Origin of the sequence: Methanoculleus sediminis, assembly GCF_001017125.1 — an archaeon.
In the GTDB taxonomy this organism is placed as follows: domain Archaea; phylum Halobacteriota; class Methanomicrobia; order Methanomicrobiales; family Methanoculleaceae; genus Methanoculleus; species Methanoculleus sediminis.
On sequence record NZ_JXOJ01000002.1, the window covers coordinates 519,080 to 543,481 of the forward strand.

24 protein-coding genes are annotated in these 24,402 nt (G+C 64.3%); 20 read left to right on the forward strand and 4 right to left on the reverse strand.

Features of this window, described 5'->3' with window-relative positions:
- The first annotated feature begins 2 nt into the window (after window positions 1-2).
- The 5 genes from SZ63_RS05380 to sepS all read left to right on the forward strand — a co-directional run bounded on the left by SZ63_RS05380 (window position 3) and on the right by sepS (window position 6,005).
- The gene (locus tag SZ63_RS05380; protein WP_048182309.1) at window positions 3-497 is read left to right on the forward strand and encodes an NUDIX hydrolase; all 495 of its coding nucleotides are present in this window, start codon (window positions 3-5) and stop codon (window positions 495-497) included.
- Window positions 498-603: 106 nt separating this feature from the next.
- Window positions 604-1,875 (forward strand): peptide chain release factor aRF-1, encoded by a 1,272-nt coding sequence (prf1, locus tag SZ63_RS05385; RefSeq protein ID WP_048182312.1) that lies wholly within the window; start codon window positions 604-606, stop codon window positions 1,873-1,875.
- Window positions 1,875-3,539, forward strand: a complete 1,665-nt coding sequence (argS, locus tag SZ63_RS05390) for an arginine--tRNA ligase (protein WP_048182314.1) — start codon at window positions 1,875-1,877, stop codon at window positions 3,537-3,539. Before prf1 ends, argS begins: the two co-directional genes overlap by 1 nt.
- On the forward strand, window positions 3,520-4,413 hold the full coding sequence (gene twy1, locus SZ63_RS05395) for a 4-demethylwyosine synthase TYW1 (protein WP_048182318.1): 894 nt from the start codon (window positions 3,520-3,522) through the stop codon (window positions 4,411-4,413). The genes argS and twy1 overlap by 20 nt, the downstream gene beginning before the upstream one ends.
- Entirely contained in the window at window positions 4,410-6,005 is a 1,596-nt protein-coding gene (gene sepS, locus SZ63_RS05400; protein WP_048182321.1) for an O-phosphoserine--tRNA ligase, read from the forward strand. Before twy1 ends, sepS begins: the two co-directional genes overlap by 4 nt.
- On the opposite strand, the gene SZ63_RS05405 is transcribed toward sepS, so the two are convergent.
- The gene (locus tag SZ63_RS05405; protein WP_048182325.1) at window positions 5,980-8,238 is read right to left on the reverse strand and encodes a bifunctional alpha,alpha-trehalose-phosphate synthase (UDP-forming)/trehalose-phosphatase; all 2,259 of its coding nucleotides are present in this window, start codon (window positions 8,236-8,238) and stop codon (window positions 5,980-5,982) included. The two genes, sepS and SZ63_RS05405, sit on opposite strands and share 26 nt — an antisense overlap.
- Window positions 8,239-8,590: 352 nt before the next feature.
- Here SZ63_RS05405 and SZ63_RS05410 point away from each other — a divergent pair, with 352 nt between their 5' ends.
- Complete coding sequence (locus SZ63_RS05410) at window positions 8,591-8,977, forward strand: hypothetical protein (protein WP_048182328.1); 387 nt, start codon at window positions 8,591-8,593, stop codon at window positions 8,975-8,977.
- Window positions 8,978-9,026: 49 nt separating this feature from the next.
- Window positions 9,027-9,233, forward strand: coding sequence for a helix-turn-helix transcriptional regulator (locus SZ63_RS05415; protein ID WP_048182330.1), 207 nt, complete (start codon window positions 9,027-9,029; stop codon window positions 9,231-9,233).
- A gap of 226 nt (window positions 9,234-9,459) precedes the next feature.
- On the opposite strand, the gene SZ63_RS05420 is transcribed toward SZ63_RS05415, so the two are convergent.
- Window positions 9,460-10,581 (reverse strand): ribonuclease H-like domain-containing protein, encoded by a 1,122-nt coding sequence (locus tag SZ63_RS05420; RefSeq protein ID WP_052959067.1) that lies wholly within the window; start codon window positions 10,579-10,581, stop codon window positions 9,460-9,462.
- 81 nt (window positions 10,582-10,662) lie between these two features.
- Window positions 10,663-11,163 carry a hypothetical protein gene (locus SZ63_RS05425; protein WP_048182333.1) on the reverse strand — a complete coding sequence of 167 codons (501 nt, stop codon included), beginning with the start codon at window positions 11,161-11,163 and terminating at the stop codon, window positions 10,663-10,665.
- A gap of 132 nt (window positions 11,164-11,295) precedes the next feature.
- On the opposite strand from SZ63_RS05425, the gene SZ63_RS05430 reads away from it, so the two are divergent.
- Together SZ63_RS05430 and SZ63_RS05435 are read left to right on the forward strand one after the other, a co-directional pair.
- Window positions 11,296-12,063 carry a TIGR01458 family HAD-type hydrolase gene (locus SZ63_RS05430; RefSeq protein ID WP_048182336.1) on the forward strand — a complete coding sequence of 256 codons (768 nt, stop codon included), beginning with the start codon at window positions 11,296-11,298 and terminating at the stop codon, window positions 12,061-12,063.
- Window positions 12,064-12,067: 4 nt separating this feature from the next.
- The gene (locus tag SZ63_RS05435) at window positions 12,068-13,186 is read left to right on the forward strand and encodes a hypothetical protein (RefSeq protein WP_048182339.1); all 1,119 of its coding nucleotides are present in this window, start codon (window positions 12,068-12,070) and stop codon (window positions 13,184-13,186) included.
- A gap of 12 nt (window positions 13,187-13,198) precedes the next feature.
- Here SZ63_RS05435 and SZ63_RS12915 read toward each other — a convergent pair whose 3' ends face one another.
- On the reverse strand, window positions 13,199-13,354 hold the full coding sequence (locus tag SZ63_RS12915) for a hypothetical protein (protein ID WP_156168385.1): 156 nt from the start codon (window positions 13,352-13,354) through the stop codon (window positions 13,199-13,201).
- Between the two features lie 236 nt (window positions 13,355-13,590).
- Here SZ63_RS12915 and SZ63_RS05440 point away from each other — a divergent pair, with 236 nt between their 5' ends.
- From SZ63_RS05440 to SZ63_RS05490, 11 genes are read left to right on the forward strand one after another with little or no spacing between them, the layout of a single operon-like run.
- Window positions 13,591-14,322: an ABC transporter ATP-binding protein gene (locus SZ63_RS05440; protein ID WP_048182344.1), complete on the forward strand. Its 732-nt coding sequence runs from the start codon at window positions 13,591-13,593 to the stop codon at window positions 14,320-14,322.
- The gene (locus tag SZ63_RS05445) at window positions 14,298-15,419 is read left to right on the forward strand and encodes a SufB/SufD family protein (RefSeq protein ID WP_394298773.1); all 1,122 of its coding nucleotides are present in this window, start codon (window positions 14,298-14,300) and stop codon (window positions 15,417-15,419) included. Before SZ63_RS05440 ends, SZ63_RS05445 begins: the two co-directional genes overlap by 25 nt.
- Before the next feature lie 16 nt (window positions 15,420-15,435).
- On the forward strand, window positions 15,436-16,098 hold the full coding sequence (locus tag SZ63_RS05450; protein ID WP_048182352.1) for a protein-L-isoaspartate(D-aspartate) O-methyltransferase: 663 nt from the start codon (window positions 15,436-15,438) through the stop codon (window positions 16,096-16,098).
- The gene (locus SZ63_RS05455; protein ID WP_048182355.1) at window positions 16,095-16,709 is read left to right on the forward strand and encodes a cyclase family protein; all 615 of its coding nucleotides are present in this window, start codon (window positions 16,095-16,097) and stop codon (window positions 16,707-16,709) included. The genes SZ63_RS05450 and SZ63_RS05455 overlap by 4 nt, the downstream gene beginning before the upstream one ends.
- Window positions 16,706-17,311 carry a hypothetical protein gene (locus SZ63_RS05460; protein ID WP_048182359.1) on the forward strand — a complete coding sequence of 202 codons (606 nt, stop codon included), beginning with the start codon at window positions 16,706-16,708 and terminating at the stop codon, window positions 17,309-17,311. Before SZ63_RS05455 ends, SZ63_RS05460 begins: the two co-directional genes overlap by 4 nt.
- A 37-nt stretch (window positions 17,312-17,348) precedes the next feature.
- On the forward strand, window positions 17,349-18,605 hold the full coding sequence (glmM, locus tag SZ63_RS05465; RefSeq protein ID WP_048182362.1) for a phosphoglucosamine mutase: 1,257 nt from the start codon (window positions 17,349-17,351) through the stop codon (window positions 18,603-18,605).
- Between the two features lie 4 nt (window positions 18,606-18,609).
- On the forward strand, window positions 18,610-19,809 hold the full coding sequence (gene glmU / locus SZ63_RS05470; protein ID WP_048182365.1) for a bifunctional sugar-1-phosphate nucleotidylyltransferase/acetyltransferase: 1,200 nt from the start codon (window positions 18,610-18,612) through the stop codon (window positions 19,807-19,809).
- 1 nt (window position 19,810) lies between these two features.
- A complete protein-coding gene (gene glmU, locus SZ63_RS05475) occupies window positions 19,811-20,965 on the forward strand; it encodes a bifunctional sugar-1-phosphate nucleotidylyltransferase/acetyltransferase (RefSeq protein ID WP_338151813.1) in 1,155 nt (384 codons plus the stop codon).
- A complete protein-coding gene (gene glmS / locus SZ63_RS05480; RefSeq protein WP_048182367.1) occupies window positions 20,966-22,705 on the forward strand; it encodes a glutamine--fructose-6-phosphate transaminase (isomerizing) in 1,740 nt (579 codons plus the stop codon). It abuts the gene before it with no gap.
- Window positions 22,702-23,301, forward strand: a complete 600-nt coding sequence (locus SZ63_RS05485; protein WP_048182371.1) for an acyltransferase — start codon at window positions 22,702-22,704, stop codon at window positions 23,299-23,301. Before glmS ends, SZ63_RS05485 begins: the two co-directional genes overlap by 4 nt.
- Window positions 23,298-24,389 (forward strand): DegT/DnrJ/EryC1/StrS family aminotransferase, encoded by a 1,092-nt coding sequence (locus tag SZ63_RS05490; protein WP_048183677.1) that lies wholly within the window; start codon window positions 23,298-23,300, stop codon window positions 24,387-24,389. The genes SZ63_RS05485 and SZ63_RS05490 overlap by 4 nt, the downstream gene beginning before the upstream one ends.
- Window positions 24,390-24,402 lie beyond the last annotated feature (13 nt).

A 24,402-nucleotide genomic window follows, 5' to 3' on the forward strand; every position in this document is an offset into this window, starting at 1 on the left:
CCATGGAGATCTACCGCGGCAAACGGCTCACCATCGAGAAAAAAGTGTTTCCGCTCCCGAACGGCAGGACGAAGGAGAAGATCGTCGTCCATCCCGGCGGCGCGGTCGCGATCCTCCCGATCGAAGGGGACGACTGCTACCTCATCCGGCAGTACCGGTTCGCCGTCGACGACTACATCTATGAAGTGCCGGCGGGCACCATCGACGAGGGCGAGGAGCCGCACGAGACCGCATACCGGGAACTGATCGAGGAGACCGGGATGAAAGCGGAGACCTTCGTCCCGAAAGGCTGGATCTACCCCTCTCCAGGCTACACCGACGAGCGGATCTGGCTCTACCAGGCCGAAGGACTCTCCCCCTGCTCCGATTACGGGATGGACGACGACGAGGTGATCGAGGTCGTCCGCGTCCCGGGAAGGGATCTTCAGACCATGATTGCGGACGGAAGGATCGTCGATGCAAAGACGATCTGCCTCATCTGCCGGTGCCTGGGGTGAGGGGGCGAGGGAGATCGGCGTCTGTGCGCAGATTTATGCCGTCCCCGAAGAAACATCTAGTAGCTCCGATTCATGAACAACATTCATCTGGCCTGGTGAAACCCCCATGGAAGAGACGCAAGAGATGGATACCGCGCGAAAGCGCTACGAATTTAAAAAGACGCTCGAGAGGCTTGCGGAGAAGGAGGGGAGCGGCACCGAGCTGATCACACTCTATATACCTCCGGACAAGCAGATATACGACGTGACCGCCCAGCTCCGCGACGAGTTCGGGCAATGCGCGAACATCAAGAGCAAGCAGACCCGGACCAATGTCCAGAGTGCCATATCCTCCATCCTCTCCCGCCTGAAATACTACAAGAACCCGCCAGGGCACGGCATGGCGGTCTTCTGCGGCACGATCAACATCGGCGGCGACCGCACCGACCTCGAATGCGAGATCATCGAGCCGCCCGAGCCGCTCAACACCTACATGTACCGGTGCAGCTCCTCGTTCGAACTCGAACCGCTGGAGCAGATGCTCGGGGAGAAAGAGGTCTACGGCCTGATCGTCCTCGACCGGCGGGAAGCCTACGTAGGATTCCTCCGGGGCAGCCGGATAGAGCCGGTCCGCGGAGTCACCTCGACCGTACCCGGCAAGCAGCGAAAAGGAGGGCAGTCGAGCGTTCGTTTTCAGCGGCTGCGGCTGATCGCCATCAACGAGTTCTACAAGAAGATCGGCGACCTTGCAAGCGAAGTCTTCCTCGCCGAGAAGGACTTTTTCGAGCGGTTCAAAGGCGTGCTGATCGGCGGCCCGACACCGACCAAGGAGGAGTTCGAGGCCGGCGGGTTCCTCCACCACGAACTGCAAAAGCGGATCATCGGGCTCTTCGACGTCTCCTACACGAACGAGTCCGGGCTTGCCGAACTCGTCGAGAACGCGTCGGACGCCCTGAAGGGCCTCGAGATCATCAAGGAGAAGGCCGTGATGAACCGGTTCCTCCAGGAACTGGTCAAGGACGACGGAGCGGCAGCTTACGGAGAAGAGAGCGTCAGGAAGAACCTGGAACTCGGTGCCGTCGACACCCTCCTCCTCTCCGACAAGCTCCGGAGAGCCCGGCTGAAACTCGCCTGCCCGAACGGCGATTACACCGAGGAGAGGACGGTCAGCATCGAGCCGGGCATGCATATCAAAGACCTCGACCTCGGCACCTGCCCCAAAGACGGCGGATCGCTCTACGTGGCCGAAGAGGCCGATATCATCGACGAACTGACCACGCTCGCCGACCAGAGCAGCACGACGGTCAGGATCATCTCGGACGACTTCGAAGAAGGTTCGATGCTCTACAACGCATTCGGCGGGATCGCTGCAATCCTGCGTTACAGGACAGGATACTGATGTATCAGGAAAATTATCACCAGATCGAGCGCATGCTCCGGGCATGCACCGGCGAGGAGGAGGTACTCCTCACGACAGGCGGGGATCACGCCGATCTTGCCTCGACGATAGCATTCAAACTCGCGAAGATCGAGAAGCGGGCACCCCAGAAGATCGCCGCCGAGATCGCGGAGAAACTCTCGGGGAACCCCGAACTCGGCGACGTCATGGTCGAGGCGACCGGACCCTACGTCAACTTCCGGTTCGGCCCGGCGCTTCTTTCGGAAGCGGTCAGGGAGGCGATCGAGCCCGGATACGGAGGCCTCCCGCGCCGTTCCGGAAGGGTCGTTCTCGAACACACGAGCGCGAACCCGAACGGCCCGCTCCACGTCGGGCATATCCGGAACACCGTCATCGGCGACACCCTTGCCCGGGCGTTCCGGAAGGCCGGGCACCCGCTCGAGGTGCAGTATTACTTGAACGACATGGGCCGCCAGATCGCCATCGTCTCGTGGGGATTCGACCACCTCGATATCGCCCGAAACGAGGGCGAAAAGGAGGATCACTACGTCGCCCGCGTCTACGTCGCGGCGAACCGGGAGATCGAGAAAGATCCCGCCATCACCGGGGAGATCGACCGCCTCATGCAGAAGGTGGAGCGCGGCGACGCCGAGACCGTCGCGAAGTTCCGGAGAGCCGTCTCCCTCTGCGCGGAGGGTATCAAGGCGACCCTCGCCGCCTTAAACGCCCGTCACGACCGGTTCGTCTGGGAGAGCGACTTCATCAGGATCGGCGACGTCGACCGGGTCGTCGAGCAGATCCGGCGGCTGCCGCAGGCCCACGAGGACGAGACGCTCTGGGTCGACCTCTCCGAACAGGGGTTCGAGAAGAAGTACATCCTCCGCAGGAGCGACGGCACCTCGGTCTACAGCACCCGCGACCTCGCCTACCACACCTGGAAAGGGCGCAACTACGACCGGATGATCGACGTCCTCGGGGCGGACCACAAACTGATCGGCGCCCAGCTCCGGGCCACCCTCGAACTCCTCGGCGAGAAGCCGCCCGAGATCGTCTTCTTCGAGTTCGTCTCCCTCCCCGAAGGTTCGATGAGCACCCGGGCGGGCAAGTTCGTCTCGGCGGACGAACTGATCGAGGAGGTTGCCGCGAAGGCCTACGACGAGGTGACCGCCCGCCGGCCGGAACTCTCCCTTGAGGAGCGGTGCGCCATCGCAAAGTCGGTCGCCATCGCCGCCATCCGCTACGACATCGTGAAGGTCTCGCCCGAGAAGAGCACGGTCTTTAACTGGAAGGAGGCGCTGGACTTCGAGCGGCAGAGCGGACCCTACATCCAGTACGCCCACGCCCGGGCCTGCAGCATCCTCGAGAAGGCCGGCGAGTTCGAGCGGGCCTACACGTTTGAGACCGACCACGAGGTCGCGCTCGCCCGGCACCTTGCCCGGTTCCCGGCCGTCGTCGAGCAGACCGTGCAGGAACTCCGCCCGCACCTGCTCGCCGCTTACGCCCGCGAGCTCGCCGACCTCTTCAACGCCTTCTACCACTACGACCCGGTCCTGAAGAGCGAGGGTGAGACCCGCAGCAGCCGCCTCGCGCTCGTGGATGCGGTCAGGAACACCTTGCAGGAGTCGCTTGAGACTCTCGGGATCGATGCACTCAGAAGCATGTAAGGCTCTGCGGAAGCAGGGCTACCAGTTCATCACCCCGAATTCGTCGGCGGCCGTAAAACCCTGCATGTGGAACAAGCGGGCGCTCAAGGGCGGGGAGATGTGCTACAAGGCGCAGTTCTACGGCATCGAGAGCCACCGCTGTGTCCAGATGACCCCGACCCTCAAATGCAACCAGCAGTGTCTCTTCTGCTGGCGGTCGTTCGAGCACGAGGTCGTGGAGGAGGAGGAGTGCCCACCGGACGTCATCGTCGCAAACCTCCGGCGCGTCCAGAAGAAGGCGCTCTCGGGCTACAAGGTCTCGCCCAACGTCGCACCCGAACAGTTCGCCGAGGCCCTCGACCCCACGATGGTCGCGATATCCCTCTCGGGGGAGCCGACCTGCTACTCGCGGCTTGCGGAGCTCGTCGACGCCCTCAACGCGGACGGATACACGACGTTCCTGGTCTCGAACGGCACCCGGCCCGACGTCCTCGCCCGGTGCCGCCCCTACCAGACCTACGTCTCCCTCGACGCCCCCGACCGGGAGACCTATCTCTCCCTCTGCCGGCCGAGGGAAGATTACTGGGACTGCATACAGGAGAGCCTTGCCGGACTCCGGGAACGCCGGTCGGCCGTCCGCACCACGGTGGTGCGCGGCTACAACGACTTCTCCCCCGAGCGATACGCGGCGATCTACCAGGACTCCGGCGCCCGGTTCGTGGAGGTAAAGGGTTATATGTATCTGGGGTACAGTAGAAATCGACTGCAGAGGACCCAAATGCCCGAACACCGCGAAGTAAGGGCATTTTCAGAGCTTATTGCAAAACACTGCGACTATAGTATCAGGGACGAGAGCCCGGTGAGCCGGGTCGTCTGCCTGGAGCGAGACGTATGAGATTCGATGTGGAAGAGTTCAAAAAGAGGGCGAGAGAGGACTTCGAGCATGCCTGGCACGAAGGGCCGTCGGTTCTGACGCCGGCCGGGGTCTCCGGCAGGTATCCCCGGCTGCGGTACACCCGGGCGACACCGCACCCGATCTTCGAGATCGTGCAGCGGCTCCGCGAGACCTATCTCGCGATGGGGTTTGACGAGGCGATCAACCCCCTGATCGTCGAAGAATCGGACATTTACCGGCAGTTCGGCCCCGAAGCCATGGCCGTCCTCGACCGGGTCTTCTACCTCGGCGGGCTGCCCCGTCCGAACGTCGGGATTGCAAGAAAGCAGCTCGATGAGATCGAGGCCATCCTCGGCCGTGCGGTTCCGTCCGGCACCGAGGAGAAACTCCGCGAGACCCTCCACGGCTACAAGAAGGGCACGATCGACGGCGACGAACTGACGCACGAACTCGCGGCCGTCCTCGAGGCCGACGACGCCGCCGTGGTGCACATCCTGGATGCGGTCTTCCCCGAGTTCCGGGAGCTGGCTCCCGAATCGTCGCGCAACACCCTCCGGAGCCACATGACGAGCGGCTGGTTCCTGACGCTCTCCTCCCTCTGGGAGAAGCGCCACCTCCCGATACGGCTCTTCTCGATCGACCGGTGCTTCCGGCGGGAGCAGGAGGAGGGGCCCACCCGCCTGATGACCTACCACTCCGCCTCCTGCATCGTCGCGGGGGAGGACGTCACCCTCGAGGAGGGAAAAGCCGTCAGCGAAGCCCTTCTCTCGGCCTTCGGGTTTACCGAGTTCCGGTTCCAGCCCGACGAGAAGCGGTCGAAGTACTACATGCCCGAGACCCAGACGGAGGTCTACGCCCGCCACCCGGCCCTCGGCTGGGTCGAGGTCGCCACCTTCGGCATCTACTCGCCCTCGGCGCTCGCGGAGTACGGGATCGGCGTGCCGGTGATGAACCTCGGCCTCGGGGTGGAGCGGCTCGCGATGATCGCCTACCAGTCAAACGACGTCCGCCAGCTCACCTACCCGCAGTTCTTCCCGCAGGAGATCTCCGACCGCGAGATCGCCGGCGCCGTCCATCTCCGTGAGGAGCCGGCATCCGCGACCGGGAAACGGATTGCGGAGGCGATCCGCGATACGGCCGCCGAACACGCAACCGCCCCCGGGCCCTGTGCATTCACCGCGTGGAAGGGCGAGATCGCCGGAAGGGAGATAGAGGTGATCGTCGAGGAGCCCGAATCCAACACGAAACTCTGCGGCCCGGCCTGCGCAAACGAGGTCTATGTTCACGACGGCTCGGTGCTCGGTGTCCCGGACATCGAGAAGTGGGCGACCGTCCGGCAGGAAGGCGTCTCCACCGGGATAACCTACCTCGACGCGGTATCGAGCCTCGCCGCCGCCCGGATCGAGGAGGCGGCGCGGTGCGGACAGGAGGCCCACGTCCAGGTGAAGATGTCGAAACTCCCCTCGGACGTCAACCTGCGCATCGAGGAGTACGCGATGCGGCACATCACCGACCACAACAAAAAGGTGGACCTCCGGGGCCCGGTCTTCCTGACGGTCAGGTCCGTCATCCCGGAGCAGCCGACTCGATAACGCTCTTCTCCCTTCCGGGCCTCTCTTTTTTCCCGGAAACACCTTTCTTATCGCGCTCGATGCACTTCTTCAAGAGGGGCAGCACGTCCCGCTGGGCGATCAGGTTGAACCGGGCCCTGCTCGGGGCGAGCCCGACCTTGATCGAGTAGGCTTCCGGCGGCATCGCCTCGAAGAGGTCTTCGTCCGTCCGGTCGTCTCCGATGGCGAGGATGAAATCCCAGGCGTGTCGGGATACCCAGTTCAGCGCCGCTCTGCCCTTGTTGACGACGTTGTTCTTGATCTCGATGACCTTGTTCCCGTCCATGACCCCGACGTTGAGGTTGGAAGTCAGGTGCAGGAGGTCGTCTTTGAGATCTTTCGCCCGTTGCGCCCCGAGCAGCGGCTCGGTTCTCCGGTAATGCCAGACGAGGGAGTAGTCCTTCTCCTCGATGAAGGAGCCGGGTGTGCGGTCGGTGTAGAGTTCGAGAAGCGGGTAGATCTCCCCTTTCCACTCGTCCGAGAGCGCTTCGGGCATCCGCCACTCCCCGGAGCGCTCCCTGACCCAGACACCGTGCTCGGCGATGATCCCGATGTCCAGCTCCCCGAACCAGTCGTCCAGCGTGGCCCGGTCCCTGCCGCTGATCACCACCACCTCGTTTCCGGGCGTCCCGGAGAGCGACTTGAGCACCTCCCGCGTCGCGTCGCCGGGAACCGCCTTCTGCGGTCTGGCGGCAAACGGAACCAGGGTGCCGTCGTAGTCGAGGAGGAGAAGCCGGTCGTTCGCGGCGACATAGTCCGCGACCAGTTCGTCGCGGATGGCAGGGGTGACGATCTGTTCGGAGCGTTCGACCCGGACCGCCCGGGCGTCGCCGAGGCGTACCAGGAAGTCGCCGACCCAGTGCTCGATGTCGTAGCGCATCAACCTCCTCTGCATCGTCCGGTTCCGCTCGATCTGCTCCTTCTCCGGCATGGCGAGCGCCGTCTCGATCGCCTCGATCACCGCGTCCTGGTCGTTCGGGTTGACGATGATCGCTTCGCCGAGTTCCTCGGCCGCCCCCGCCATCTCGGAGAGGATGAGGACGCCCGTGCCGTCGGTTCTCGTGGCGACGTACTCTTTCGCCATCAGGTTCATGCCGTCCCGGAGCGGCGTCACCAGGGCGACGTCGGCGGCGCTGTAGAACGCCACCAGCGTCTCGAACGGGAGGAAGTTGTAGAAGTAGCGGACGGGAACCCAGTCGGTCGTCCCGTACTTCCCGTTGATGCGGCCGACGAGCTCGTCGATCCGCTTCTTCAGCGCCTGGTAACTGCTGACGCTGGTCCGGGACGGGACCGCGACGAGGACAAGGGAGACCTTCCCCTGATAATCCGGCTTCTTCTCAAGAAGCGCGTCGAACGCCTCGAGCCGGAGCGGGATCCCCTTCGTGTAGTCCATACGATCGAAGGAGAGGATGATCTGGCGCTTCCCGTACTCCTGCCGGATCCGGGCGATCTCTTTCTGGACCTGGGTGCTGCCCGCGGAGTCGGCGAACCGGTGGTAATCGATGCCCATCGGGAAGAGGTCGGTCCGGACCACCCGGGTGCCGGTCCTGACCTCCCCGAAGGTGTGCTCGTAGCCGAGGAGCCGCCGGACGCTGGAGAGGAAATGGCGGACGTAGCCGTAGGTGTGAAAGCCGATGAGGTCCGCTCCAAGGAGGCCGGTGAGGATCTCCTCTCTCCAGGGCAGGTGCCGGAATATCTCGAACGACGGGAAAGGGATGTGATGGAAGTAGCCGATCTCGGCATCGGGCAGGCGCTCCCGGAGCATCTGCGGCAGGAGCATCAGGTGGTAGTCGTGGACCCAGATGACGTCGTCAGGCCGGGCCACTTCCATCACGGCGTCGCAGAACTTCTCGTTCACCCGCTGATAGACCTGCCATGTCTTCGGGTCGTACTCCGCAGAGAGGTTGAAGTAATGGAGGAGCGGCCAGAGGGTGTTGTTGCAGAACCCGTCGTAATAGTTCTTGATGTCGTACGGGGAGAGGAAGACCGGATGGCACTGCTCTTTTCCGAGCGTCTCGAGGATCCTGTCTTTCTCCTCTTCCTGCTTCTTCTGGATGTTTATACCAGGCCAGCCGACCCAGAGGCTCTCGTAGGACTTGTAGAAAGAACCAACCCCCGTCGCAAGACCGCCGACACTCCGTTGCAGGCGAAGATCGCCGTTCTTCCGGGCAACGCTGATCGGAAGCCTGTTTGAAACTATCAGTAATCGGTTCATGGTTCGACCCTGTTCATGATGGGATATGATCAGCACCCAAAGAATCTCAACCAAAATTAAGGTTTTGGAGAAATCTCAAGAAATTGCAGACATCGAAGATCGGGGGGACAACCCTTCCTCCCGGCTCCGCCGTTACCCGGAGACCCCATGCATGCCGTGCACGCCCGAACGCGGCGATCCCGCCGGGGCATCCCCGGCAGCGGCGCTCTGCCGGACCGCGGATTCTTTGAAGACGTGAGTGGGCAGGGTATTTACGGCCTATCCGGCGTCTCGTCTCCGGAACCTGTCCGCTCAAGACCGATAAAGTTATATTTTTCTAACACCATGTTAGATATACATAACAGGTGCGACGATGAAGAGACGATACTTGGTTCAGATTGCGGCGGGAGCGGTTCTCGGCGCTGCAGGCATCCTCCTGCCGTTCCTCGTAGACGGGACGGAGGCTCTCTCCTCGCTTATGGTGACGATCGGTCTCGTGATCCTCGCGGTGGCCGTGGTTCGGCACTGGAGGTTCCGGGACGAGCCGGAGAGAGACGAGCGGACGCAGAAGATCGGGGCATACGCCATCTCCTACTCCTGGCTTCTCACCATCGTCTTCCTCGCGCTCCTCTTCTGGGTGGACTATCTCGGCGTGCTCGCCCTCACGGTCGAGGCCGTGCTGCTCTCCGCCATCCTGCTGATGGGGCTCTCCGCACGGCTATTCCAGTGGTACCTCTTCCGGCAGGGGGACGTGGCGTGAGACCGACGAGCGTTGCCGAACAGCGCCTGCTCCGGAAGGGGGACGCGGGGTGAAGACGCGGATCCGGGAACTCCGGGCAAAGACGGGGATTACCCAGGAGGAACTGGCGCGGCAGGTAGGGGTCAGGAGGGAGACGATCGTCTTCCTCGAGAAGGGAAAGTACAACCCCTCCCTGAAACTCGCCTACAGGGTGGCCCGGACGCTCGGCTCCACCATCGAGGAGGTCTTCATCTTCGAAGAGGAGGATCTGGCATGACCGTATCATGCGGTGGCTGCACGGCAGGATACGTCGGAACGAAGAACAAACTGCGAAAAAAGATATTGGGGGCAGTTTCTAATGTCTGAACCCGGGCTTAAAAAACATTTTGTTCTTATTTTTCGAGCCAAAGGCTCCAAATTCAGGAAATTACAACATATCGAACGTTTTTAGAGGGTCTGCCTTTTTAATCGCTCCATAAATATAATATCTGCCGATGTTCTTATCATTCGGGATGTGCGCGGTACGAAGGAAGTATTTTTTCGGCATCCTCCTGATCCGTCTCGATATGTTCCGTCCTGCTGCCCCTTCCCGGCCGGTCCCGGCCGGGTGCCGCACCGCCGCCATCACCCCGGAGAAGCGCGAATAATCGGGCAAGCGAGACGATATCCTGCCGGTTATGCTCCACGACCGGGACGAGCGGGCCGGGACTTCCGGTCCGGCGGTAGGTCTCGTAGAACTCCGGCACCATCCGGCTCGGGACGTCGTCCGCCCGGGCGAGGCCGAGAACCCCCGTCTCGAGCGCACCAAGCCGGCAGGAGGGGAGCGAGTCCCTCCAGCGCCGGCGTGCGAAGTGGAGAACGTCGAAGTGAGGAACGGCGAGGTCTGCCGGGATGCCGTGGCAGGCGAACCGATCCCGGAGGTACGGAACGTCGAACGCCCGGCCGTTGAAGGTGACGAGGGCCGTCCCCTCCGCCTCCAGGTCGGGCAGAATAGAGGCGAGCGCCGCCTCCTCTTCTTCGACCGATCTCGAGAGGTACTGGCGGACGGCGATCGACCCGCCGCTCACCCGGGCGAGGCCGATGAGAATGATCGGCCGCGAGAAGAGTCCCAGCGTCTCGATATCGAGGAAGACGAACTCTTCGGGTGCGTGAAACCGGCTGGCATCGAGGAGGAGCGGATCGCTCCTTCGCCGCCGCCGCTCGATCAGTCCCAGGATATCGCGGGTATCCCCTCCCGTTATCGAATCGAGGAGCCGGGCGGCATCGCGGCGGTAGAGAGGGTGCCCCATAAGATCGGCGACCGATCGGCAGCCCCGCTCCCCCAGCCGCCGCCGGGTCGCTTCGCCGATGCCGCGGACCAGGGTGAGGTCCCCGAGAAGGGCAGCTGCCGCCCGGCCGGGATCCCGGGCATCGAGGCTCATGGGACTTTCGGACTCGATGACGTAGCACGTCCCGGAAGGGCACAGCGTTTCACGGCCGCAAAAGACGTCTTCAAGCGCCCGGCCCCGGTATCCGGCAACGAGGTCGTCCCGGAGTCTCCGGGCTTCCTCGTCATCCGGGCGGGCGACGAACGGCGACCGGATGCCCGGAGCGTACCTCCCCGCCCGATTAAATGCGCGAACCATCCTTCCGGCAGGGTTTGAGCTCCGCCCGCATTCAAGATAACCGCCGCACGGTGAAAGTGAACGGGGCATGCCCCTCCCGCGTCACTGCCGTGCAGGTCCCACCACGATCGAGCACGCTGCGTCGCCGGCACAGATCGCGCTCCGGTAATTCGGGGCGTAGTTCCGGTTCAGGCCGGGTATCGCGGCGTTCGTGTAGGCGTGACAGGCGTTGCAGGCGGCGAGCGGGTTCTCTCCCTGCTCTTTTGCCCGGGCGGTCATCGCACACCCCCTGACGGTCAGGATCGCCTCTCCCGGCGCCGAGTCACCGATCTCGTACCGGTATTCCGGCCCGAAGAGCAACCTCGTCGCCGCCGCAAACGCTTCCGCAACCTCCCGGGCGTTTCCGAGCGGCATCCCGAAAGCACGGGCTATGACGCCCGCTTCCCGGCCCTGCTCGCGCCACACCGCCCGCTCGACCTCGTTGTAGAGGTGATCGTCGGCGCCGTCCCTGATGGCTCTCCGGTAGGCAAGCGGCAGCGCGGAGACTTCGCGGGCGGCGAGTTTCCATCGCACGTCCACCGGTATCCGTTCGAATGCATCCATCTCTTCATCCCCTCCTCATGACGATCTTCGGATCGGGGGCGGGTACACCTGCAACCCGATGAAGGTTCTCACGGATGTGCCGCCCCTCCCGGGCACCGCATAAATACTCCCCCGGACAACAGAAGGAGAGATATGAAGATCGGAGCAGTCCTGATCGACATCGACGGCGTCCTCTACGTCGGCGACCGGCCGGTCGACGGAGCCGGGGAAGCGCTCCGGGAACTCGACCGGCGGGGGATACCCTACCGGTTCGTCTCCAACACCACCCGCCGCTCCCGCCGTTCGGTCACCGGGCGCCTCGAGAGCCTCGGCTACGCCGTCCCGGAACCCTGGGTCATCACCGCCCCGGTCGCTGCCGCCGCACACCTGCGGGAAGGGGGCCGGACCCGGTGCTTCCTCCTCACCACTCCCGACGCCCGGACGGACTTCGAGGTGGCCGGCATCACGGCCGTGGAGGAGGGAGCCGATGCGGTCGTGGTCGCCGACGCAGCCGACGATCTCTCCTACGGGCGCCTGAACCGGGCGTTCCGCCTTCTTGTGGAGGGCGCGGACCTCGTCGCGCTCGAGAAGGACCGGTACTGGATGGGGACGGACGGGCTGATGCTCTCCGCCGGTCCCTTCGTGGCCGCGCTCGAGTACGCCGCCGGAAAAGAGGCGGAGTTGATCGGAAAACCCTCATCGGCGTTCTTCCTGCGTGCGCTCCGGGATATCGGGGCCGGGCCCCGCGACGCGGCGATGGTCGGCGACGACATCGTCACCGATATCGGCGGCGCCCGGGCCTGCGGCATGAAGGGCATCCTGGTGAGGACCGGCAAGTACCGGGAAGAGACCGTTCGTCGGTCGGGCATCGAGCCCGACCTCGTCATCGACTCGCTCGCGGACCTCCCGGAGTATATCTGATCCTATGCGGCGACGAATCCTCACCGCGCTCGTCCTCGCCGCCGCGATCCTCGCGGCCGGGTGCCTGGGCGGCCTCCCCGGGCCTGGAGAGCCCGGGGGAGAGGTCGTCCCACCGGCGATCGTGCCGGTCGAGGGGGCGGCCCCGGGGGAGGCGCCGGTCTACGCCTTCCCCTTCGGGGATCGGGAGGAGACGATCCGGATCGAGCCCGACCCCGCGGTCTACGCCGGTGCGAAAGAGGCCGACCGGCAACTCTACCTCCATGAAGACCTCGCCGAGGAGGAGTGGATCCCGATCTATTACCTGGCGTTCGTCAATGAGTCTCACCAGATACCCTTCTATACCGACCTGCTCGCGGGTCTCCGCGAGATCCGGGACCGGGAAGAACTCGACGACGACCGTTACCTCGAACTGATCGCGGTGTTCGTGCAGTCGATCCCCTACAGAACCGATGCCTCGATGATAGAACCGAAGTTCCCGATCGAGACCTACGTGGACGCCGAGGGCGACTGCGACGACAAAAGCCTCCTCCTCGCCGGGCTCCTCGCACGGGAAGGCTACGGGGTCGCGCTCCTCTACTTCGGGGAAGAGAAGCACATGGCCGTCGGGGTGAAGAGCGCCGGGTGCCGCTACCGTAACACAACATATGCCTACATCGAGACCACGAACAGGAGTTACGTCGGCATCCCGCCTGCGGCGCTCGCGGACGGGACGGTTCTCTCCTCCGATCCGCTCGTGATACCGGTCGGGGACGGAGACGGACTCTATGCGGCCTGTGAGGAGATCGAGACGATCGAACGTGCCCTCTCCGCATCGCGCGACCGGGTCGGGGAACTCGAAGAGGAACTCGCGGTGTGCACCCGCGAGCTCGAAGCGGACCGGGAGGCTCTCGTGGCCCTCGACGCAAAGATGGCGGATCTCCTACGGTCGGGGGAGACCGGGAAGTACAACCGGCTCGTCCCGGAATACAACAGGATGGTCGGGGACTACAACGATGCGGTAGAAGCCTGCAACGTCATGCTCGATGAGGCGGAGGCTGCCGTGAACCTTCACAACCATCTCGTCGGCCACGCACACGACCGGCCCGGGTCGTACCTCCGGGCCCGGGAGTATCTCGCGAGGTGACCGGGAGAGGGCTTACGCGAGGCTCTCTACCCGGAGAGGAGTGCGGTTTGCCGGGGCGCCGGAGGCGAAGTACGCCGCCTTACGCATCTGGCTGCGCCGAACAACGGTCGGATACCGGGCGGCCCGCTCGGCGAGGCTGGCAAACGTGGTGAATTCGGATCGTTCCATACAACAAACGGAGCGAGGGCGCTACTTAACCGTAGGCCGTGTGCGGGGTGAAAGTGAACCGCCGGGATTCCACCTCCAATCCCGACCCTGTTTCGAGGACCCAGATAACAATGCCGGCAAATCCCAAAAAGCGCCGCCAACCATACGGGGATCGACCTCCCGGCGGCCGAAACGAGAACTGTTCCGTTGGCAAGTGTTAATGTATCCCCTGACAAATACATGGAACGGAGTGCCGTATGCTGGATATCAGTGATTTGCACGTGGAAGTGGATGGCACCGAGAAACTCCACGACATCAACCTCCATATCGGGCAGGGGGAGACCCATATCCTGATGGGGCCGAACGGCTCGGGGAAGAGCACGCTGCTCAAAGCCATCATGGGCTTCGGCGGCTACACGATCACGTCCGGGTCCATCGTTTTCAAGGGAACGGATATCACCAGGATGCCGATCCACGAGCGCGCCCATCTCGGGATCGGTATGATGTTTCAGCACCCGCCCGCGATATCGGGGCTGAAACTCGGAAAACTCCTCGGCGCCACGTCTCATCTCGGCAACGACGCGATCGAGGCGCTCGCGCAGACGGTCAACATGGAGCACTTTCTCGCCCGGGACACCAACGTCGGGTTCTCCGGCGGCGAGATCAAACGGAGCGAGGTCCTGCAACTTAAAGTCCAGCAGCCCGATTTCCTCATGCTTGACGAGCCGGAGAGCGGTGTCGACCTCGAGAACATGGGCCTGATGGGCAAAGAGATCGCGAACCTCCTCGAGAAAGATGTCCATATCGTCAACCGCCGCCGTAGCGGCCTCATCATCACCCACACCGGCTACATCCTCGACTACCTCGAGGCCGACCAGGGGCATGTGCTCATCGACGGCCGGATCCGGTGCCACGGAAACCCCCGCGAGATCCTGCGCGTGGTCAAGGAAAAAGGATACGGAGAGTGTCTGCGTTGCAAACAGATGTAGGGGACATCGAACGGCTCCCGGAGAAAGACCGGGAACGCCTCGCCCTGACCGGTCTCGAGGTCGGGATGCAGAACCGGTGCGGGAGTTTCTTTCAGATCGACCAGAACGTGATCCAGACCACCTGCGGGGCCGAAGGGATCGAGATGATCCCCATCAAGGCCGCCCTCGAGAAGTACGACTGGGTCGGGGACTACTACTGGAACGCCGTCTCGCGTGACAAGGACAAATACACACAATACCTTGCGAAGCAGGAGAACCCGCAGGGCCTCGTCGTCATCGCCCACGAAGGCGTGAAGGTCGAGATGCCTCTCCAGGCCTGCCTCTTCCTGCGCGACGAGCCGGTGCAGCACGTCCACAACCTCTTCATCGCAAGAGAAGGATCGGAGATCAACATCATCTCCGGCTGCGCGAGTTCCTGGCAGAAGGAGCACGGGGCGCATATCGGGGTGACCGAGATCTACGTCGGCAAAGGCGCCAAGGTCACGTCCACGATGATCCACAACTGGAACCCGGGGATCAGCGTCTTCCCGCGGAGCGCCACCGTCGTCGAGGAGGACGGAACGTTCCTCTCGAACTACGTCTGCATGCAGCCGGTCAACCGGATCGACATGTACCCGACGGCCCGTCTGGTCGGGAAGAACGCCGTCGCCCGGTTCTCGAGCATCGTCGTCGCGACGCCGGGTTCGACCCTCGACCTCGGCTCCCGCGCCATCCTCGGCGCCGAGAACGCGAGCGCCGAACTGATCACCCGGGCGATCACCACCGGCGGCACCATCATCTCCCGCGGCCACATCCTCGGCGAGAAGGACAACACCCGCGGCCATATCGAGTGCAAGGGCCTGATCTTGAAGGACGGCGTCGTCCACGCCATCCCCGAGATCGAGGGAACGCTGACCGGCACCGAACTCTCCCACGAGGCCGCCGTAGGAAAGATCGCCCGCCACGAGATCGAGTACCTCATGGCCCGGGGACTCTCCGAGGAGGAGGCCACCGCAACCATTATACGCGGGTTTCTGGATGTGAAGATCAGCGGTCTGCCTGCGGTCCTGCAGGAACAGATCGACGCCGCGATCGACAAAGCTGAATCGGGATTCTGATTCGGGAGACGGGAGGATGGAGGCCGATCCCTATAGACGGGAACGCGAGGAGATGGTGGAGTTCCAGGTCCGGGCACGGGGAATCGGTGACGAGCGGGTGCTCGCCGCGATGCAGAAGATCCCCCGCCACCTCTTCGTGCCCAGAAACCTCGAACGTGCGGCCTACGAAGACCGGCCGCTCCCCATAGGCGGGGGGCAGACCATCTCCCAGCCCTACATCGTCGCCGTCATGACCGAACAACTGGAGATCCGCTCCCACGACCGCGTCCTCGAGATCGGGACCGGCAGCGGCTACCAGGCGGCGCTCCTCGCCGAACTCACCGGGAAGGTCGTCTCCGTCGAACGCCTCCCGGACATCGCCGAACGGGCGCGGGAGAACCTCGCGCGGGCAGGGGTCACCGGTGTCGAGGTGGTCGTCGGCGACGGCACGCAGGGCTATCCGCCGGAGGCGCCCTATGACGCTATCATCGTCACGGCGGCAACGCCCGAGATCCCCCGCCCTCTGATCGACCAGCTTGGCAAGGGAGGGCGGCTGGTCGCCCCCGTCGGGCCGCGGGAATGCCAGGATCTCGTCAAACTCATCAAACGTGAGGGGAGAGTGGAGACGATCCCGCTCGGCGGCGTCTGCTTCGTGCCGCTGATCGGGCAGTTCGGGTGGCAGGGAGAGGTGTCCCCGTGACGGTCTACGACATCACCCGGGCCCTCTCCGAAGACGGCATCCTCTACCCGGGTGACGTCCGACCCCGGTTCCGCGAGATCGACAACGGGCAGTATCGCGTGACCGAGATGACCATCGGGAGCCATACCGGAACGCACATCGACGCCCCGTCGCATTACATCGAAGGAGGAATGACGGTCGACGAGATCCCGCCCGCGGTGCTGATGGGGCCCGCACGGGTGCTCGACTGCAGCGACGTAAGGGAGGTCATCGAACCCGGCCATCTTGCCGGCCGCCTCGACGGCACGGGAACGATCCTCGTAAAGACCTGGTTCTCGGGGCGGCGGGAGTTCGATCCCGGGTACCCGTCACTCTCCCCCGAAGCGGCGGAGATGATCGTCGGGGCCGGGATAACCTGCCTCGGGACCGACGCTCCGTCGATCGAGTCATATAACTGCGACGGTTCCGTCCACCGCCGGCTGCTCGGGAGCGGGCTGGTCATCCTCGAACTGCTCGATCTCTCTGCCGTGCCGGAAGGGGACTACTTCATGACGGCGCTTCCGATGCGGCTCAAAGGTGGCGACGGGTCGCCCGTGCGGGCAATTTTATCGGATACGGAGGAAAAATCATGAGTTTCTGGCACGATGCAATCGAGAGACTGGAAACAGTCCTCGCGGACAGCGGGTGCGAGGACGGGATCGTAACGCTCACCGTGAACCACGACGCGGATGCCTGTCAGTACCCCAAAGGCGTCACTCTGGAAGGACGCTTCGGCGGGCGGAGCGGGCAGTTCGTCACGAGCGAGCCGGTCCGGGCGAACACCCGGATCTCCTTTATGTTCGGTGCGCCGCTCACGAATCAGAAGCAGCGGGGCGCGGCGGGCGCGATCGTCAACACCGTCTCGGCGTTCCTCTGCCTGGCGCGGAGACTCCGGCCCTGCACCCCCGACTGCTACGCCCCCTGCCTTGCGGAACTCTCCCGCGAGGTCGCGGGAAAGAAGATCTATCTCGTCGGCCCGATGCCGGTGCTCGAGCGGGCGCTTCAGAAACAGATCGTCGGCGCACCGGAGGCGGCCGACATCCTCCTGGTCGGCGGGGACGGCATGGCGAGCGATGCGGGGGTCGCCTGCATCGACGAGTACCGGGAGAAGAAACGGATGATATTCCTCGGACCCTCGGCCGCCGGGGTCAGCGGCCTTATAAATCTCGAGCACTGGTGTCCCTACGGACGATGAATACCTTTTTTTAGGAAAGAAAGGATTATACAGGAGTATGCTTTTCGGCTCTTCCGGCATCCGGCAGGAGTTCGGCCCCGGCCTCGTCGACCTCGCGCTCCGCGTCGGAGCGGCGATCGCAGCCGGAGCCCCGGGGATCGCCGTCGGCCGGGACACCCGCACGACCAGCGAACTGCTTGAGCACTGCGTCGTCTCCGGGATGCTCTCGTCCGGTGCAAGCGTTTATTCCTGCGGCATCGCGCCCACGCCGACGGTCGCGCACGCTACGCGGAACACGGACGCGGGATGCATGATCACCGCCTCCCATAACCCCGAGTCCTACAACGGGGTCAAACTCCTCAACCCGGACGGGTCGTCGTTCACCCTCCGGCAGCAGGCGGCGATCGAGGACGGAGTCACGGGCACACACTGGAGAACCTGGGACAACCAGGGGCACGTCCGGCCGATAGACGCGGTTGACGCACACCGGGAGGCGATCCTCGATAAGGTCAGCCTCTCGCGCCCCATCACGGCCGTGCTCGACTGCGGCAACGGTGCCGGAAGCGTCATCACCCCGGACCTCCTCACCGCGGCCGGGGCAACCGTGATCGGCCTGAACTGCAACGTCATGGGAAGGTTCGCCCGGCCGTCGGAACCGCTCGAGGCAAACCTCCCCTACATCGGCGAGATCGTCCGGCAGCGGGACGCCGCGTGCGCGGTGATCCACGACGGCGACGCCGACCGGATGATGGCGTTCGACGAGCGCGGCCGCTATATCGACGGAGACCACCTCCTCATGCTCTTTGCAAAGTATCTCGACCGCAAGCGCGTCGTCACTACCGTGGACGCCTCGATGGCGATCGAGGAGGTCGCGGAAGTCCGCCGCACGCCGGTCGGCGACAGTTTCGTCTCCGAAGAACTCCTTTCCTGGGGAGACTTCGGCGGCGAAGCATCGGGAAGCTGGATCTTCCCCGAGCACTCCTACTGCCCGGACGGGGTCTACGCCGCGGCCCTCCTCTGCGAGATCGCGTCGGAGTGGTCGATTGCCGAGGAACTCGACCGGATGCCCCGCTACACCCTTCTCCGGGAGTCATATCGCATCGCCTCCCCGCGGGAGGTCATGGGGGCGATGGGAGCAGACGAGCCGACGCACGGAGTCCGGTGCGAGGATGAAGACGGCTGGTACCTGATCCGGGCAAGCGGCACCGAGCCGAAAGTCCGGATCACGGCCGAGGGAAAAACACCCGCAAAGGCAAAAGAGATGCTTGAAGCGGGGCATGCCGCCCTTGAACGGGCGAAACGTAATCTGGAGTAGATGTATGCAGTGTGTCGTACTGGCAGCAGGAGAGGGGAAACGGATGCGGCCCCTGACCGCCCGGCGTCCGAAGGTGATGCTTCCGATCGCGAACCGCCCGATGATGGAGCACCTGGTCGTTGCGGCCCGCGATGCAGGAATCACCGACTTCACCTTCGTCGTAGGGTACTTCGAACGCGAGATCCGGAACCACTTCGGGGACGGCAGCAGCCTCGGCGTGAATATCGCCTACGTGACCCAGCGCCACCAGCTCGGCACCGCCGACGCCCTGCGGGCGACGGCAGGGATGATCGACGACCGGTTCCTCCTCTTGAACGGGGACATGATCCTCAAATCCGACGATATCGGGAAGTTTTGCCGGATGGATGCTCCGTGCGTGGGGATCCACGAGACCGACCACCCGCAGGACTACGGTGTCGTGACCGTCGAAGGGAGCCGCATCACCGGCCTCGAGGAGAAGTCCGAGGACCCGAAGAGCAACCTGATCAACGCGGGTGCCTACCTCTTCGAACCCGGCGTCTTCGACCTCCTTGCGGGGCTCAAGGTCTCGGGCCGGGGCGAGTTCGAGCTGACCGACGCGCTCGACACCTATATCGGGGAAGGGACGCTCAGGGCATACCCGCTGGACTACTGGCTCGACGTGGGGCAGCCGTGGGATCTCCTCGACGCAAACGAGGGGCTTCTCACCTCGATCCGCCACGAACGGCACGGAACCGTCGAGGACGGATGCACCGTCCCGGAGACGGTCAGCATCGGGAAAGGGACGATCATCCGGGCCGGAACCTACATCGAGGGGTCCTGCATCATCGGCGAGAACTGCGTCATCGGCCCCCACGCCTATATCCGGGGCTCCACCGCCGTCGGGGATAACTGCCACATCGGGCACGCGACCGAGCTCAAGAACTCCATCATCATGTCGGGGACGAAGATCCCCCACTTCAACTACATCGGCGACAGCATCGTCGGGAGCGGGTGCAACTTCGGAGCGGGCACCAAGGTCGCGAACCTCCGGCACGACAACGGAGCGGTGAAGGTCTGCGGGAAGACGACCGGGCGGAGGAAGTTCGGCGCCATCATCGGCGACGACGTCCTCTTCGGGATCAACTGCTCGGTCAATGTCGGGAGCCTCGTCGGCAGCGGCACCCGGGTAGCTCCTCACTCCCTCGTCGAAGGATGTATCGAGGACAACTCAATCATCAGGTGATATGATGCAGGCAGTCATTCTAGCAGCGGGAGAAGGGAGCCGTCTGCGGCCGCTGACGAGAAGCCAGCCCAAGGCCATGCTCCCGGTCGCAAACCGGCCGATCATCGAGTACGTCATCGACGCCCTCCTGGAGAACGGAATCCGCGACATCGTGGTGGTGGTCGGCTACCGCAAAGAGGAGGTCATCCGGCACCTCAACAGGCTCGAAGCCCCGATCCAGGTCGTCGTGCAGGAGCGGCAGCTCGGGACCGCGGATGCTCTCCGGGCGGCCGAGTCGGAGATCACGGACGACTTTCTGGTTCTTCCCGGCGACAATTACATCAACGCCGAATCGATAGCCCGGATCAAGGAGGAGCGAAACGCCATGCTCGTCGCCGAGCACCCGAACCCCTCGAACTTCGGGGTCGTGGTGATCAGGAACGGCATCGTCCGCGAGATCGTCGAGAAACCCGAAGACGCCCCGACGTTCACGGTATCGACCGGGATCTACTCTTTCACCCCCGACGTCTTCTCCTACCTCCAGACGAACGAGATCCCCGACGCCCTCGCCGCCATGATCGCGTCGGGCCGACGGATACGGGCGATCCCGGCAGACGACTGGCAGGACGCCGTCTACCCCTGGGATCTCCTGAAACTGAACAGCCGGATGCTTCGGGGGATCACGCACGGGATCGCGGGAGCGGTCGACGCATCCGTCACCCGCCGGGGCACCGTGCGTATCGGCACCGGGACGACCGTGGGGCCGAATACCGTCATCTGCGGCCCCGTCACCATCGGAAACAACTGCACCATCGGCCCGAACACCGTAATCATGCCCGATACGAGCATCGGCGACGGGGTCGTGCTCGAACCGTTCACCTACGTCGCCGACTCGCTCATCATGAGCGACGTCACGATCGGGTCGCATTCGAGGATCGTCTCGGCGGTCTTCGGCCAGGGATGCATCCTTGCCGACCACACCACCACCTACCCGTCCGCGAGCCTCATCGAGGTCGGGGGCCTCGTTCAGAAGGAGGAATTCGGCGCAGTCCTCGGCGAGGGAGTCCGCGCGGCACCATTCACAACGTTTAAGAATTGTATCGCCGGTAACAGTGTCACCATCGGGGAGGGGAAGACGGTGATCGGCATCCTCGAGGACGGCACGCGGGTGATGTAGATGTGCGGAATTGTTGGCTATATCGGGAGACGGGATGCAACCCCGGTCCTGATCCAGGGCCTGAAGCGGCTTGAGTACCGGGGCTACGACTCCTTCGGCATCGCGACGGTCGGGAGCGCAATCGAGATGTACAAGAAGACCGGCCGCATCTCGGACGGCGAGGCCGGGGCGGCCGATCTCCGCGGATGCACCGGGATCGGGCATACCCGGTGGGCCACCCACGGCGAACCGAACGATCTCAATGCCCACCCGCACACCGACTGCTCGGGAAAGATCGCCGTGGTGCACAACGGGGTCATCGAGAACTACGGCGAACTGAAGCGGCAGCTCGCAGGGCGCGGCCACATCTTCCGGTCGGAGACCGACACCGAGGTGATCGCCCACCTCATCGAGGAGCACTACGACGGCGACCTCCTCGCGGCGGTCAACGCGACCCTCCCCCTGCTCAAAGGCTCGTACGCCGTTCTCGCGATCGCGGAGGATACACAGAGAATCGTCGCAGCCCGCGACGCGAGCCCGCTCGTTCTCGGCGTCGGGGATGGCGAGGTCTTTGCCGCCTCGGACATGACGCCGCTCCTCGAGTACACCGAACGCGTCATCTTCCTCGAAGACGGCGACGTCGCCGATCTCGCGCCCGGCCGCTACACCGTCTACCATGACGGCCGGACAGTGGAGCGCCCGATCGAGCTGATCAACTGGTGCGTCGAGGATACCCGGAAGGGCGGGTTCGCCCATTACATGTTAAAGGAGATCTACGAGCAGCCCCAGTCCTTCTACGAGACCATCAGGGCGGGGATCGACGAACGCGTGCAGCGGATGGTCACGGAGGCCGACGAGATCACCCTGGTCGCGTGCGGGACGTCCTACCACACCGCCCTGGCCTTCAAGTACCTGGCCGAGCCGCTCTGCAACATACCGGTACGGGTCGAGATGGGGTCGGAATTCAAGTACTTTACCCCGCCCCTCCGCGGCCTCGTGATCGCGGTCTCGCAGTCGGGAGAGACGGCGGACACGATCGCCGCCCTGAAGATGGCGAAGGCCCGCAACTGCCCGACGCTCGCCATCACCAACATGCAGGGGAGCACGGTCACCCGGATTGCGGACGAGACCCTCCTGATGCGGGCCGGGCCCGAGATCGGCGTCGCCGCGACCAAGTCCTACACGGCGCAGCTTGCGGCGCTGATGGAGCTCGTCAACCTGCGCTGCGAGGGGGCGTTCGACGATATCCTCTCGCACGCGCACCTGGCCATCGGCGACGTCCTCCTCCAGGACATCAAGGAGGCGGTCGCCCTCTGTTCGAAGGCCGAACACGTCTTCTTCGTGGGACGGGGGCCGTTCTACCCGGTCTCGATGGAGGGCGCCCTGAAGATGAAGGAGATCAGTTACGTCCACGCCGAGGGGTATGCGGCGGGAGAACTCAAGCACGGGCCGTTCGCCCTGCTCACACCCGAGACGCCGGTGGTCGCCGTCTGCACCCCCGGTTCGACCTACGGCGTGATGGCCTCGAACATCAAGGAGATGAAGGCACGGAAAGCCCCGGTCATCGCTCTCGGGGTTGCCGGCGATACGGAACTCGCCGATATCGTGGACATCTTCATCCCTATTCCGAACACACACCTTCTGGTGCAGGTGCTGACCGCATCGATCGTCCTGCAGCTGCTGGCCTACCACACCGCGTGTGCCCTGCAGCGGGACGTCGACAAGCCGCGAAACCTGGCAAAGAGCGTGACCGTTGAATGATTGAGTATGGACACAACGCCCTCGCCGAGGGGGCGACGATATTCGAGCCGGTGACCATCGGGTTTCCCTCCCGTGACCGGATGGGAGAGGAAGACTACCCGGGCGCCACCATCGGGAGGAACGCAGTCCTCCGGTCGGGCACGATCATTTACTGCGACGTCGTGATCGGCGACGGCTTCCAGACCGGCCACAACGTGCTGATCCGCGAAAAGACGACCATCGGCAATCGCGTGGCGATCGGGACCGCGGCGGTGATCGAGGGCGACTGCACGATCGGCGACGACGTCCGGCTCCAGAGCCTGGTCTACATCCCCACCGGCGCCCGGATCGGCGACCGGGTCTTCGTGGGCCCGAACGCCGTGCTGACGAACGACCGCTATCCGCCCGGCCCGCACGAGTCCCTCCGGGGACCGGTGATCGGGGACGATGCCGTCATCGGCGCGAACGCGACGATCCTCCCCGGCGTCACCGTAGGGAAGGGAGCGTTCGTCGCCGCGGGCGCGGTGGTGACGAAGGACGTCCCGCCCGCGATGCTCGCGGTGGGGGCTCCGGCACGGTTCCGGCCGCTCCCCCCTGAAGCGAGGCGGTGCCGGTGAAGGTTCCCATCGCCCGGCCGCTCGTCGGCGAGGAGGAGATCGCGGCCGTCGCCGAGGTGATGCGGTCGGGGATGCTCGCCCAGGGGTCGGTCGTCACGGAGTTCGAGTCGCGGTTCGCGGACTACTGCGGTGCCGCCCACGCCGTCGGCGTCAACTCGGGCACCGCGGCGCTCCATGCGGCTCTCCTCGCCGCCGGCATCGGGCCGGGGGACTCGGTGGTCGTCCCGGCATTCACGTTCTTTGCGACGGCATCGAGCGTCTCGATGTGCGGGGCGACGCCGCTCTTTGCGGATGTCGATCCTGCGACGTTCAACATCGACCCGGACTCGGTCGCGGCTCTCATCCGGCCCGACACCCGGGCGGTCGTCGGCGTCCACCTCTTCGGGCAGCCGTTCGACGTCGGTGCGGTTCGCGAGGTCTGCGACGACCATAACCTCGTCCTCGTCGAGGACGCGGCCCAGGCGCACGGCGCGGAGTACCACGGGAGACGGGCGGGGAGTCTCGCCGACCTTGCCTGCTTCTCGTTTTACCCGACGAAGAACATGACCACCGGCGAGGGGGGTATGGTCACGACCGACGATGATGCCCTTGCGGAACGCGTCCGGCTCCTCATCAACCACGGCCAGAGCCAGAAATACCTTCACTCGGCCGTCGGCTACAACTACCGGATGACGAACATCGCCGCCGCCATCGGCCTCGTGCAGCTCGGGCGGGTCGATGGGTTCAACGTGCGCCGGATCGAGAACGCCCGCTACCTCGACCGCCACCTCGCGGGCACGGGGCTCGCGACGCCACGCGTCGCGCCGGGCGTCCGGCACGTCTACCACCAGTACGTCGTGAAACTCCCGGCCGGCTACCCGCTCACGCGAGACACGTTCATGAGCGCTCTCGGCGGTAAGGGGATCGGGACCGCCGTCCATTACCCCATCCCCGTCAACCGGCAGCCGGTCTACGAGAACGAGCACGCTTCCTGCCCGGTATCGGACGACCTTGCGGCATCGGTTGTGAGCCTGCCCGTCCACCCGTCGGTGACGGAAGAAGAACTGGCGTACATCTGCGACGCGGTCCGGGAACTCCAGGCCGCATAGCCCACCATCTACG

Coding starts and splice junctions, on each gene's coding strand:
- SZ63_RS05380 (WP_048182309.1), top strand. CDS start 3: ATGGAGATCTACCGCGGCAAACGGCTCACCATCGAGAAAAAAGTGTTT.
- prf1 (WP_048182312.1), top strand. CDS start 604: ATGGAAGAGACGCAAGAGATGGATACCGCGCGAAAGCGCTACGAATTT.
- argS (WP_048182314.1), top strand. CDS start 1,875: ATGTATCAGGAAAATTATCACCAGATCGAGCGCATGCTCCGGGCATGC.
- twy1 (WP_048182318.1), top strand. CDS start 3,520: ATGCACTCAGAAGCATGTAAGGCTCTGCGGAAGCAGGGCTACCAGTTC.
- sepS (WP_048182321.1), top strand. CDS start 4,410: ATGAGATTCGATGTGGAAGAGTTCAAAAAGAGGGCGAGAGAGGACTTC.
- SZ63_RS05405 (WP_048182325.1), bottom strand. CDS start 8,238: ATGAACCGATTACTGATAGTTTCAAACAGGCTTCCGATCAGCGTTGCC.
- SZ63_RS05410 (WP_048182328.1), top strand. CDS start 8,591: ATGAAGAGACGATACTTGGTTCAGATTGCGGCGGGAGCGGTTCTCGGC.
- SZ63_RS05420 (WP_052959067.1), bottom strand. CDS start 10,581: ATGGTTCGCGCATTTAATCGGGCGGGGAGGTACGCTCCGGGCATCCGG.
- SZ63_RS05425 (WP_048182333.1), bottom strand. CDS start 11,163: ATGGATGCATTCGAACGGATACCGGTGGACGTGCGATGGAAACTCGCC.
- SZ63_RS05430 (WP_048182336.1), top strand. CDS start 11,296: ATGAAGATCGGAGCAGTCCTGATCGACATCGACGGCGTCCTCTACGTC.
- SZ63_RS05435 (WP_048182339.1), top strand. CDS start 12,068: ATGCGGCGACGAATCCTCACCGCGCTCGTCCTCGCCGCCGCGATCCTC.
- SZ63_RS12915 (WP_156168385.1), bottom strand. CDS start 13,354: ATGGAACGATCCGAATTCACCACGTTTGCCAGCCTCGCCGAGCGGGCC.
- SZ63_RS05440 (WP_048182344.1), top strand. CDS start 13,591: ATGCTGGATATCAGTGATTTGCACGTGGAAGTGGATGGCACCGAGAAA.
- SZ63_RS05450 (WP_048182352.1), top strand. CDS start 15,436: ATGGAGGCCGATCCCTATAGACGGGAACGCGAGGAGATGGTGGAGTTC.
- SZ63_RS05460 (WP_048182359.1), top strand. CDS start 16,706: ATGAGTTTCTGGCACGATGCAATCGAGAGACTGGAAACAGTCCTCGCG.
- glmM (WP_048182362.1), top strand. CDS start 17,349: ATGCTTTTCGGCTCTTCCGGCATCCGGCAGGAGTTCGGCCCCGGCCTC.
- glmU (WP_048182365.1), top strand. CDS start 18,610: ATGCAGTGTGTCGTACTGGCAGCAGGAGAGGGGAAACGGATGCGGCCC.
- glmU (WP_338151813.1), top strand. CDS start 19,811: ATGATGCAGGCAGTCATTCTAGCAGCGGGAGAAGGGAGCCGTCTGCGG.
- glmS (WP_048182367.1), top strand. CDS start 20,966: ATGTGCGGAATTGTTGGCTATATCGGGAGACGGGATGCAACCCCGGTC.
- SZ63_RS05485 (WP_048182371.1), top strand. CDS start 22,702: ATGATTGAGTATGGACACAACGCCCTCGCCGAGGGGGCGACGATATTC.